This is a genomic window from uncultured Microscilla sp. (assembly GCF_947493425.1).
Lineage (GTDB): Bacteria > Bacteroidota > Bacteroidia > Cytophagales > Microscillaceae > Microscilla.
Genome location: NZ_CANLRP010000007.1, coordinates 39,374 through 51,199, shown reverse-complemented (window position 1 = coordinate 51,199; position 11,826 = coordinate 39,374). Strand labels below are relative to the sequence as shown.

General features: G+C 38.7%; 8 protein-coding genes. 4 read left to right on the top strand and 4 right to left on the bottom strand.

The genetic code is table 11. The annotated features are described in order from the left end of the window. The first annotated feature begins 200 nt into the window (after positions 1–200). Entirely contained in the window at positions 201–1,271 is a 1,071-nt protein-coding gene (gene ltaE / locus Q0954_RS03790; protein ID WP_299453824.1) for a low-specificity L-threonine aldolase, read from the top strand. 336 nt (positions 1,272–1,607) lie between these two features. Then, positions 1,608–3,695 carry a VWA domain-containing protein gene (locus tag Q0954_RS03785; RefSeq protein ID WP_299453821.1) on the top strand — a complete coding sequence of 696 codons (2,088 nt, stop codon included), beginning with the start codon at positions 1,608–1,610 and terminating at the stop codon, positions 3,693–3,695. A gap of 187 nt (positions 3,696–3,882) precedes the next feature. On the opposite strand, the gene Q0954_RS03780 is transcribed toward Q0954_RS03785, so the two are convergent. The 3 genes from Q0954_RS03780 to Q0954_RS03770 are packed head-to-tail and all read right to left on the bottom strand — an operon-like array spanning position 3,883 to position 5,308. After that, positions 3,883–4,335 (bottom strand): hypothetical protein, encoded by a 453-nt coding sequence (locus tag Q0954_RS03780; RefSeq protein ID WP_299453818.1) that lies wholly within the window; start codon positions 4,333–4,335, stop codon positions 3,883–3,885. A gap of 12 nt (positions 4,336–4,347) precedes the next feature. After that, a complete protein-coding gene (locus Q0954_RS03775) occupies positions 4,348–4,812 on the bottom strand; it encodes a hypothetical protein (RefSeq protein WP_299453815.1) in 465 nt (154 codons plus the stop codon). A 28-nt stretch (positions 4,813–4,840) separates the two neighbouring features. Next, a complete protein-coding gene (locus tag Q0954_RS03770) occupies positions 4,841–5,308 on the bottom strand; it encodes a hypothetical protein (protein WP_299453813.1) in 468 nt (155 codons plus the stop codon). A gap of 996 nt (positions 5,309–6,304) precedes the next feature. On the opposite strand from Q0954_RS03770, the gene Q0954_RS03765 reads away from it, so the two are divergent. Then, positions 6,305–9,514 (top strand): SusC/RagA family TonB-linked outer membrane protein, encoded by a 3,210-nt coding sequence (locus Q0954_RS03765; RefSeq protein ID WP_299453810.1) that lies wholly within the window; start codon positions 6,305–6,307, stop codon positions 9,512–9,514. 93 nt (positions 9,515–9,607) lie between these two features. After that, complete coding sequence (locus Q0954_RS03760) at positions 9,608–11,008, top strand: SusD/RagB family nutrient-binding outer membrane lipoprotein (RefSeq protein ID WP_299453807.1); 1,401 nt, start codon at positions 9,608–9,610, stop codon at positions 11,006–11,008. Positions 11,009–11,125: 117 nt separating this feature from the next. On the opposite strand, the gene Q0954_RS03755 is transcribed toward Q0954_RS03760, so the two are convergent. After that, entirely contained in the window at positions 11,126–11,593 is a 468-nt protein-coding gene (locus Q0954_RS03755) for a hypothetical protein (protein ID WP_299453805.1), read from the bottom strand. Between the last annotated feature and the right edge of the window lie 233 nt (positions 11,594–11,826).

Below are 11,826 nucleotides of genomic sequence, written 5' to 3'. Positions count from 1 at the left end.
TTTAGTGCTACAAATGTGGGCAATAAGGGGCAAAAAAAATATGATATTCGTCAGGTTTGAAGTGTAGCCAAAAACAAGTATTATTTTTTTCAAAAAAGGCTTTGAGGTACTATTCAGATAGTTTGCTGATATTTGTAGTAGCAGTTAATGTAATTTGCTTCTTTACACCCAAAGACACTTTTAAACATACAAACCATAAAATGACCCAGGTTACAAAAAAAATAGACTTAAGATCAGATACTGTGACTCAGCCTACGGCTGACATGAGGCGCTTCATAGCCGAGGCCAAAGTAGGCGATGATATGTATCAGGAAGACCCCACAGTAAACGCACTACAAGAAGAAGTAGCTGATTTGTTGGGCAAAGAAAAAGCCCTGTATGTACCCACAGGTAGCATGGCAAATCAAATAGCTATCAAACTACTCACCCAACCCGGCGACGGAATGATAGTGGGTAATCATGCCCATAATTGGATGTTTGAATCGGGGGCAGCAGGGTTTATCTCTTCCGTACAGCTTACCCCTCTGACAGGCGATGGTCGGTTTACTGCTCAAGATATGAAAGCAGCTTATAAACCTAACCAGGTTCCTTATCATTTTGCTCCCACAAGATTGGTTTCTATAGAAAACACCCACAATGTAGGCGGTGGGTTGGTGTGGAGCCAAGGTGAGATTGCCCAGGTATTGGCTACTGCCGATGAGCTAAAAATGGCCAAACACCTGGATGGTGCCCGTCTATGGAATGCCGCCACTTATTATGGTACAGAACTACACACACTTACTCAAGGGTTTGATACTGTATCAGTATGTTTATCAAAGGGTTTGGGAGCTCCTGTAGGTTCATTGCTTGCTGGAAACAGTGAGTTGATTGAAAAAGCTTATCGTTACCGACGAATTATGGGGGGAGCTATGCGGCAAGCAGGCATTATTGCCGCAGGTGGGTTGTATGCGATACGACATCACCGCACAAGATTGGCAGAAGACCACGCCAACGCTCAGTTTTTGGCAAAATCGCTGAATGAAATTGAAGGGCTTAGGGTAAATATTGATAATACCCACACCAATATAGTCATGGCAGACCTAACTGACGAACGTTTGCCTGCACAAACACTTGAACAAAAAGCCCGTGACCAGGGAGTGTTATTTTTATGTGTGTCTGATCAACGCATTCGTTTGGTAACTCACCTGGATATAACGCAACAAGATTGTGAACAGGCGGTAGAAACCATTCAGTCATTGGTAAAGGCAACTTCTATGAAAACAGGTTATTAACTCAACTCTGCTCTGTGAGAACCTATGGTTATAGATAAATATGTGTTTTAACAAATCGCTAACAAGGCTTTTTGCATATTTAGTGTAATTTTAATGAAGCCATTATACAATTTATAAAGATTGTTTTTTATCTTGGAGTTTTTGTAAGACACTAAATATTAGCTCAATGAGTCCGAAATAATAGTCATTTCAAACCCTTTGCCCCAATCTCTACATACACCTAAACAGCAAAGGGTAAAACCAACCGCCAATGAGGGCTATACCCAACCCCATAACAAGGGACACCCAATGGCTCACCACTTGTAAAGGCTACGGACGCTGAATCATAAATATTGTATGGAAAAACTTAAACTGATCACCCAGGCATCTCCCTGGCTTATTCTGGTGTGCGTAGCCATTGGTTTGGCTTATGCATTGCTGTTGTACTCTAAAAAAGCCAATTGGTCGAAAACCACCAATCGTATACTAGGTACACTCAGATTTGTATTGGTCACTATTTTATGCTTGCTGCTATTACTCAACCCTTACTTACGGCAGGTAAGCAATACTATAGAAAAACCTACTGTAGTATTTGCCATAGATAACTCTCAGTCTATAGCTACCACCAACGACTCAGTGAAGATAAGAAATCTCTATAAAGAGCTTGAAAACTTAGGTGACGCCCTAAAAAAAGACAATGTAAATATTGATATTCAAAACCTGGACATTACCAGTATTGCCAAAAACATTATCCAAACTCCCCTCAACTTTGCCAGTTCTAACCTGAGTGCTATTCTCAATACCATCAAAAACAATTATGAAAACCGTAACCTTGACAAAGTCGTATTGGTGTCGGATGGCATTTACAATCAAGGCATTTCACCCATTTTTCAAGATTATAGTTTTCCGGTGTATACTGTAGGAGTGGGCGATACCACCCAAAAACGTGACATAAAACTGGCGGCAGTGCTTGCCAATAAGGTAGCTTATCTAGGCAATAAGTTTCCGGTAGTAGCAGAGGTAGAAAATATAGGCTACTCTGGGCGCTCAGTCAATGTGTATTTGAGTCAAAATGGACAGGTTTTAGGCAGGAAAAAGGTCACGTTTAAAGAAGATGGTGAGTTACAACAAGTGACGTTTTTGACCGAAGCCAAGTATAAAGGAATGCAACGCTACATGGTATATGTAGACGCGCTGGAAAATGAGTTTACCAAAACCAACAATGCCCGTGATGTATACATTGAGGTGATAGATGGTAAGGAAAAAATTTTGGTGATTGCCCCTACTCCTCACCCTGATATTAAGGCACTCAAAAGTGCAATTACCAAAAATGATAATTATAGTTTTGACATGCACATTCCGGGGATTACGAAGCTTAAAAACGAAAAATATGATTTGATAATAGCCCACCAGGTACCTAATATTTACCGCAATGGCAGAAATCTATTGGCACGTTTTCGTAAACAAGGTACACCCATTTTTTATATTTTAGGTTCCCAAAGTGACCTTAACACTTTTAACAGTCTCAATGCAGGCTTACGCGTCAATAGAAGGGGGCGTCAAATGGACGAAGTAACCCCAATTTTTAATGATAAATTTAATACATTTAATTTTGAGCGAGAAAAAGTAAAAGTATTTAAAAAGCTTCCTCCGGCATCGGTACCTTTTGGCAATTATGGAGTAAGTAATAGTGCCCAAGTAATTTTGCATCAAAGAGTAGGAAGCATAGAAACCTCTAAACCTTTATTGGTAATTAATGAGCTGAATGGAGTAAAATCGGCAGTAATGGCAGGCGAAGGCTTGTGGGAATGGCGTCAGGAAGAATATGCCCTGAATGAAAAACACGAAATTGTAGACGAAATTGTAAGCAAAGTAGTACAATACCTTTCTACTAAAGAAGATAAACGACGTTTACGGGTATACCCCATCAATAATGAGTTTTATGACTTTGAAAAGGTGGTATTTGAAACCGAAATGTATAACAAGTTATACGAGCGTATTTATGACGTCAAGGTAAACCTTGCCCTGACCAATGAAAAGGGCAAAACGTCTACTTACTCATTTACTCCCACTGAGGGCAGCTCACGCTTTGAGATTAGTGGATTGGGTAAGGGGGTTTATAAATACAGTGCTGCTGCCACTATAAAAAATAAAAATGAAGTTTCTAGCGGCGAGTTTACAATCAAGAGTTTACAACTGGAAGCATTGAACAATACAGCTGACCACAACTTGTTAAGACAGTTATCTAAAAAAACTGCTGGCAGGTTTTTTACTATGAACCAAACTGCTGAACTCAAAAAAGCAGTGTTAAACACCCGCAAACCTAATGTATTGCATAGCAGCGAAGAAATCCAAGAGATGATTCACCTTAAATGGATTTTCTTTGTGTTGATGGCACTTGCTACTATAGAGTGGGTTACCCGTAAATATCAGGGGGGGTATTAACAATTAGAAGTTCACTATCTACAAATGACACAACCAAACTACAGCGAAGCATTTAATTGTGGAACAACCTCTAAAAAAGATACATATACCTAAAAGACATTGAATAATTGAACAAACAAAAGCCTTGACAAATCTAATCATCAAGGCTTTTATTTATTAGCAAAAAAGTGTAATAAAGCCATAATTTTCACTTCCAATACACCCAAAACTCAGGAAAGTCTTTTAGCTCTGCATCGCCTTCTGCAGGTGCAACATGGTAACGGTGCTTGCTCTGCTTACTTATTTTAAAGCTAAGGAATTTTGTGCTTGAAGACTTCATCGTATAAGTGATTAACGAAGTTTTACGCCACTTTCTGTGGTTACGTTTGATATTGTAGCGTACTGCAAAAGGGTAGGTTTTTGTACGCCTTTCGGTTTTTTGATGATACTTGGATAGGTCTTTATCAAACCAAAAGTAAAGCGCCTCTTTTCTCTTTTGCCCTTTTACCTGCCCTAACACCTTCCAATGATTATTAGGTTCACGGGTAAACTCAAGCATGACCTTTTCATCATCTTTTTTAAAGTCTGCCTGAAAGTGATCTACCTTACCAGGCACCAGATTGATAATGATATAAAAAATAAGCTCAAATGCTATCCTCATAGTTTTATTTGTTTATTTCCAACTTAAATGCATGGTGGGTGCCTCTTTCTCGGTTAACTCTGGGTGATTGGTCTTATCTATCTTCACTATTCGTTTGTTTTTGCCTTTATTTACTACCAAAAACACCAAGCTCTCTGATCGGGGGTCGCTCTCTTTTTCTTTAAAAGCCACTTCTGTTACCTTACTCCATTTTTTATGGTTGGGCACAATTTGGGTTTTCTCCAGCAAATCTACTTTCTCATAGGCAGCACTGGCAGAAGGCTTGATATAGGCAGTTTTGCCCTTGAAATAAAAAAACATGTCTTCGTCTTTTTGATTACTTGGTACTACTCTCCACTCATTTGATGAGCGGGTAAAGTTAAGTATGATGGTTTCTGTTTTATTTTCAGGATTGGCAGCCGTTACCTTAAACTGATCTTTATTGGCAGGTACTATGCTGGTAAGTATATAAAACAACATTACAAATGTCATATCCATAGAAGTATATATTTTAAAAGTTCGTAAATTATTTCCAAGTCAAATGCATTTCAGGCATTGCTTTACTCATATCAGGTACAGTCTTTTTGTCAATAGAAATAATGCGTTTTTTCTTTCCATCTTTAGCCACCATAAAAACCAAATGACGAGGGCTTCCCTCTTGTTCTTTCTTTAAGTCAAAAACAACTTTTGTCACTTTTTTCCATTTTTTATGATTAGGGACAATATGCATTTTGTTCAACAAGTCTACCTTTTCTTCCTTACCTTTTACCCCATCTTTGATATAACAATACTGTTGTTTATCAAACCGGAAAAATAGCACATCATCAGGCTTATGACTGGGCACTACTGTCCATTGATCTTTTTGCTGTTTAAACTCCAGCACTACTACCTCTTTATAATTATCGGGATTGTGCATTTCCATCTTAAACTGGGTAGTTTTGGCAGGCACTAAGTTGAGCGCCAAGTAAAAAATGAATACAAAGATTTGAATCATAATTGTAAGATTTGAATTTATAAGTTGCTTATTAAGGTGATCACAAAGCTTATTGCTTACTTAGTAACGTATGCTTTACTTATTTTGGAGACACTTGTCACATCATTGTCTCCTTTTACGGCTAATGGCAAGCACAAGTCTTAATTTTTGGTCATTATGCCTATTTTTTGAGTAAAAACTTTATGCCAACTTCTATACCCACCAATGACTAAAGCATTGATTACCTACCAATACTAATGTACGCCCTTTTAGTATCATAAAGTACTGATAACAAACCAAATAACATCCTTTTCTAAATTTTTATAGAGATGAATTATCAGCATTGCTATAATAATCACTACGACTTGTGCTTTTCATTGTGCTATATGTCTCAAGGTAATTGGTATTTCTTGGCAGGCAGCACAAAGCAAAGCCAGTGTTTTTTTAACATATTTTTTAAAAAAAATGCATGTCAAGATAGGGGAAGCGAATCATTTAGTGATCTACTAAGTATTAAAGTTCCCTAAGGCAGTTTATCTATGCAGTAATGATGTTGGGCAGACAATCATTACAACGTGGCATATAATAAACTATAGCTTGGGCAACCTACAATGCATTATGGTTTATTATGGTATAATCAAATTCGATCTATATGTAAAAAAACTACTTCACATCTTTTTACATGAAGCACAGTGCTTCACACCTTTCCTTAAAACTTTCTTGATTTTCATTTTATCAAAAAGTTTGTCTTACAGTACATCCACTGGAAAGATTTAAAGGACCGGGCATACACTCTATAATTTTTTCAAGAAAAACTTCAGAAGAACTTTATCCAAGCCAACCAGCATGGTTAAGTATCTAATGAGTTGATAAATAGAGCATTACCCAAACTATAACAGCATTATTTGTAGTCCTGATGGGCAGAAAAGGACATCATTACAAATAAGCTGAATAGAAGAATAATGCTCACCTCAACACATTAAGTGTATTATGGTAAAATAATTTAAGCAATTACTTATGAAAAGTAAACTTTTACTCACCCTATTTCTTATGGTGGGGCTAACAACCTATGTCTTTTCACAAAGTATTACTGTTTCGGGAACAGTAAAAGACAAAGAAGGTGGTGGTCTACCAGGCGTAACAATTTTAATTAAAGGTACTACGCAAGGAACCGCAACCAATAACGATGGAACATATACATTAGCTGATGTTTCACCGAATGATACGCTCGTATTTTCATTTGTAGGAATGCAAACTCAGAAAGTAGCGGTGGGTGCACAAACAAACATTGATGTTGTTCTTCAGGAAGAAGGGGCATTGGCTCAAGTAGTAGTGACAGCTTTTGGTATTAAGAAAGAGAAAAAAGCCTTGAGTTATGCGGTACAAGAGGTAAAAGCAGACGCAATCACTGCGGTTGATAACCCAAACTTGTCTAATGCGCTACAAGGCAAGGCAGCTGGTGTACAGCTACGACAAACCAGTGGTATGCCTGGTGCATCTTCTTTAATTACTGTTCGTGGTAACTCTTCTTTAACTGGTAACAATCAACCTTTGTTTGTAGTAGATGGGGTACCTATTTCAAGTACTTCTGACTTTACACCAGGTGTAAGTGGTACAGATGGCTCAAGTCGTTCTCTAGATATCAACCCCAATGATATTGAGTCTGTTAGTATTCTAAAAGGGGGAGCAGCCTCTGCACTTTATGGCTTAAGAGCTTCTAATGGTGTGGTTTTGATTACTACCAAAAGTGGTAAAAATGCCAAAAAAGGCAGAACTAACATTACGCTTAATACTGGTTACACCTGGGATCAGGTAACTCGTTTGCCCAAGGCCCAAAAGATTTATGCACAAGGAAGTGCTGGAACGTTTAACCCTGGAACATCGCTGTCTTGGGGGCCAAAAATTTCTCAACTTGGCGACCCCAATGTAAACCCTAATGCTACTGGAAATGGAACTACCTACATCAATAACGTTGGACAAGAAGTAACAGGACAGGCCTATGACAATGTTTCGCCACTATTCCAAACAGGTGGAACATATAACCTTGGGTTATCAGCATCTGCTGCTACTGCCAAGGGGCACTATGCAGTAGGATTTGGCTATACCAAACAAGAGGGTATTCTTCCAACTACTGGCATGCGCAGAATCAATGGTAAAGTAGCGGGTGGTTACCAACTAACTACTGACCTAAAAGTAGAGGCTTCGCTGAACTTCTCTGATCTTTTGATTGACAAGGTAGCAGGTGGTAGTAATTTATCTAACCCCTTGTTTACTACCTATTGGGCACCAAGTTCTTATGACTTATGGGGTACCCCTTATGCAGAAGATGGAAACCCTTATAAGCAAATTCACTACCGTGGAGCAATGGATAATCCAAGATGGTCTTTGGCAAACAATCAGTTTGACGAGACCAACCGCAGGGCTTTTGGTAATGTACAATTAACCTACAAACCCTTAAAGTGGCTTACAGTAAATTATCGTTTAGGGAATGATTTTTACGTTACTGGTGGCAAAGAAGTGTACGAACTTGGCTCTGGAGGTACTGGTGGAAGAACAACAACTCCATCAGGTGGACAAATTCAAGACTACACCTTTACTCGTCGTCAGGTAAACTCAAACTTTACGGTAATGTTGAACCAAAGCTTTGGTAAAGACTTCAATGCAAGTTTACTATTAGGCAATGAGTTTTATGATATTCGCACGCAATCGCTGAGCGTAACAGGTACAGGTATTACGATTGGTGGGTTTCGCAACATGTCAAATACTAGCAATCAAGTAACTACTGAAATAAGTACTGCACAAAGAGTGGTTGGTTTCTTTAGTAACTTCGAGTTATCATGGAGAAACACACTGTTCCTGACAGCTTCTGGTCGTCAAGACTATGTATCTTATCTTGCTAGAAATAACCGCAGATTTTTCTACCCATCTGTAGGTGTAAGTTGGGCATTTACCGAAACATTTGAAGTACCTCAGAATATTTTAACTTTTGGTAAAATTCGTTTGAATTATGCTCAAGTAGGTTCAGGAACAGCTCCATACTCTACTACTAATATTTTTGTACAAGGCAATCCAAATAGTGGCTTCTTAACAGATGGTATTGCATATCCTTTCAATGGGCAAGTTGGGTTTACCCAAAGCAATATTATTAGAAACGAAAATTTAAGACCCCAAAATACTGTGACTTATGAAGTAGGTACAGAATTGAAGTTCTTAAACAACAGAATTAGCCTTGATTATAGCTATTATGTAAACAATACCACTGACCAGATATTTAGTGTGCCTGTTCCTGGTTCTACTGGTTTTACCAGCGAAACACGTAATGCTGGGGAGGTAGAAACGAAAGGTCATGAACTTGCCGTAAATGCACAAATTATCCAACCAGCCAAACAAGGTGGTTTTGGATGGAACCTTGGAGTAAACTTTACTTCGTTCTCTAACCGTGTAATTCGTTTAGAAGAGGGGGTGGCTAATATATTCCTGGCAGGTTTTACTACGCCTAGCTCTCGTGCCTTTGCCGGAAGAACTTACCCCTCTTTGTTTGGAGTGGCTTATCAAAGAGATGGTCAAGGACGTGTAGTAGTAGATGGTAGAGGTGACGCCAATACAAACGCCACTTATGGTATGCCAATAGCTGACCCTAACCCTAAGGTCATAGGCAATGTTCAACCTGATTTTACCATGGCTATTACCAATAGTTTCTCATTCAAAGGTTTTACTTTGACCACACAAGTAGACTGGAGAAAAGGCGGGCAAGCGTACTCAGGAAACACTCGTTTGGCTAGATTATATGGGCAAACTGAGGAAACCGAAGATCGTGAGGCTACCAATTATGTAGTACCTGATGCGGTATCTTGGAACGGAGAAGTAGATGCCAGTGGTAACCCTGTATATACCAACTTGCCTAGCAACAGTATTGCTATAGCGCGTAATCAAACTTACTGGGTAAATGTCTTAAGCAATATCGATGAGGCTCACGTGTTTGATGCGGGTTTTGTAAGATTGAGAGAGGTTGCACTTACCTACCAGTTCCCGTCGGCTTGGCTGAAGAGACTAAGATTAAACACCTTGTCTCTGTCTGTGATAGGCCGTAACCTATTGTTGTTTACCAATTATCCAGGGTTCGATCCTGAAACCAACTTAGGAGGAGCCATCAATGGTCAAGGGTTAGAGTATGTATCTCTTCCTCAAACCAAAAGCTATGGTGTAAGCTTAAAAACCACATTCTAAGTTCGTAAAGTGTATCCAGAACTTTGTTACCCCTCTATAAAATGGGGCTAACAAAGTTCGATTTAATCCACTTCAAAACTTTATAATAAGATCATGAAAAAAGCATTCATATATATATTTCTTGCGCTCTTTACTTTTACATCGGCTTGTACTGACGATGTATTAGACAAAATAGATACAAACCCTAATAACCCAACCGCTGTACCTGATAATATGCTATTAACAAGTATTATTACCAGTACTGTATTTTCAATATCGGGAACTGACCTGGCTTGGTATAGCTCTGTTTTTGTAGAGCATACAACAGGTGTTCATGGGCAGCTGGAACAAGGTGATAAACGTACTGGAGTAAATGCCACTATTGGTGATAACTCTTGGAATGCTCTTTATGCAGGTGTATTGACTGATATTGACATATTAATCAAACAATCTACCAAAGCTGGTAACGCTCACTATACTGGCATTGCAAAAATCCTGAAGGCATATAACCTTAGCATTGCTACTGATCTTTGGGGTAGAGTTCCTTACTCAGAAGCGATCAAAGGCTCTGAGAACACTACACCAAAGTATGACAACCAACAAGATATCTATACTACATTGCAATCAATTTTGGATGAAGCAATTGCTGATTTGGCAAAGACTTCTGTGGCTAAGCCTACTGGCGATGACATGCTTTACGGCGGAGATGTAACCAAATGGACCAAAACTGCCTGGGCATTGAAAGCACGTTTATATAATAGATTGAGTAAGGTAGACCCTACTGGTTCAGCAACCAATGCATTGAATGCCATTGGCAATGCCTATAGTGATGCTAGTGAAAGCTGTATTTTTACAAGTTTTACTACAGCTCCTACTGGAGAGCACCCTTGGTATCAAGAGTCAAACGATAGAAGTCACCATGCAGTAAGTAAGACATTTGGTGACTTGCTTGCTGGATTAAATGATCCTAGACTGACAATGATGGTAGATACTATCGCAGGAGGTACAAGGTCTTATGCTCCCAATGGATCAGCCCAAAATGATCAATCAGGTAATTTATACTCTAGAGCCTCAGGTACTATAGTAAATGCAACCGCACCTTTACAATTGTTTACTTTTGATGAAATGAAATTTATCGAGGCTGAGGCAAATTTAAGGTTAGGTAATCAGGCAGCAGCCAATACTGCTTATCAAGCTGCAGTGACTGCTGCTATGACACGTCAGGGAGTGTCTGCGGCTGCTATTACTGCTTACCTGGCACAAGCAAATGTTTCTCCTGCAAATGTAACTTTGAACGAAATTATTACGCAGAAGTATATTTCATTTTGGCTATTCCAGCCTATAGAGGCATACAACGACTATCGCCGAACTGGAATCCCTACGCTTACTAATACTGCTGGTCCTGCACCACGAAGGTTTCCTTACACTACTGGAGAATTGAGCAATAACGCGGCAAATGTTCCTAATGTAACAGTCAATGCAGGTGTTTGGTGGGATGACCAAACCGAAGATTAAGCACAAACCATATACCACCATAAAAAAGAGGTTGTCTCATAAGTCAGCCCTTATCAACAGAAAGCAGCTCCCAAAAAAGGAGCTGCTTTTGCTTTTTTACCCCATCAAGGCACAATATCACCAACTTAGTAACATATCAGGCATTACTTTACTCATTTCGGGGGCACTGGTTCTATCAACTTCAATCATTTTTTTTCGCCTTTTTTTGCGGCTAATAGCAAATACAAGTCCTGACTTCCGATCATTATATTTACCTTGTTTGGGCACAAACTCTACCCTGGAAACCTTGCGCCATCTTCTGTGATTGCGTTTAATATCTACCTTCGTCAATAGATCTACCTTACTCTCTTTTCCATTGCTGCCTTCTCTGACATAACAGTACCGGGCTTGGTCGAAATGAAAATATAATGTATCTTGTGGTTTATGACTGGCTATTACCTGCCATTGTTTTTTGTTGCGGGTAAAATTCAACTGAATTTTTTCTATTTGATTGGCAGGATTTTTTACTTCAATCTTAAACTGTTTTACTCTGGAAGGAACAATGTTCAAGGCCATATAAAAAATTAATACAAATGTTTTTATCATAAAATATACGTGAATTAGGGTTATACTCTTTTACAGTTTTGTACTACTCAAGCTTTTATAAATATATAAGGGCAATAATCTATAAAAACATAAAGAAACACACAAAAATAGCCTACAATTTGTACATACTCAACGGCCACTCAAGCCAAATATTGAACTATAATAATTTTGCAATCAGGGCTTTTAAATAAACATAATGTTAAAAAAGTCTTAATACGCCTAATAATTCTCCC

Bases quoted from the DNA above. Each gene is read 5' to 3' on its own strand.
- ltaE (WP_299453824.1), top strand. From the start codon at position 201: ATGACCCAGGTTACAAAAAAAATAGACTTAAGATCAGATACTGTGACT.
- Q0954_RS03785 (WP_299453821.1), top strand. From the start codon at position 1,608: ATGGAAAAACTTAAACTGATCACCCAGGCATCTCCCTGGCTTATTCTG.
- Q0954_RS03780 (WP_299453818.1), bottom strand. From the start codon at position 4,335: ATGAGGATAGCATTTGAGCTTATTTTTTATATCATTATCAATCTGGTG.
- Q0954_RS03775 (WP_299453815.1), bottom strand. From the start codon at position 4,812: ATGGATATGACATTTGTAATGTTGTTTTATATACTTACCAGCATAGTA.
- Q0954_RS03770 (WP_299453813.1), bottom strand. From the start codon at position 5,308: ATGATTCAAATCTTTGTATTCATTTTTTACTTGGCGCTCAACTTAGTG.
- Q0954_RS03765 (WP_299453810.1), top strand. From the start codon at position 6,305: ATGAAAAGTAAACTTTTACTCACCCTATTTCTTATGGTGGGGCTAACA.
- Q0954_RS03760 (WP_299453807.1), top strand. From the start codon at position 9,608: ATGAAAAAAGCATTCATATATATATTTCTTGCGCTCTTTACTTTTACA.
- Q0954_RS03755 (WP_299453805.1), bottom strand. From the start codon at position 11,593: ATGATAAAAACATTTGTATTAATTTTTTATATGGCCTTGAACATTGTT.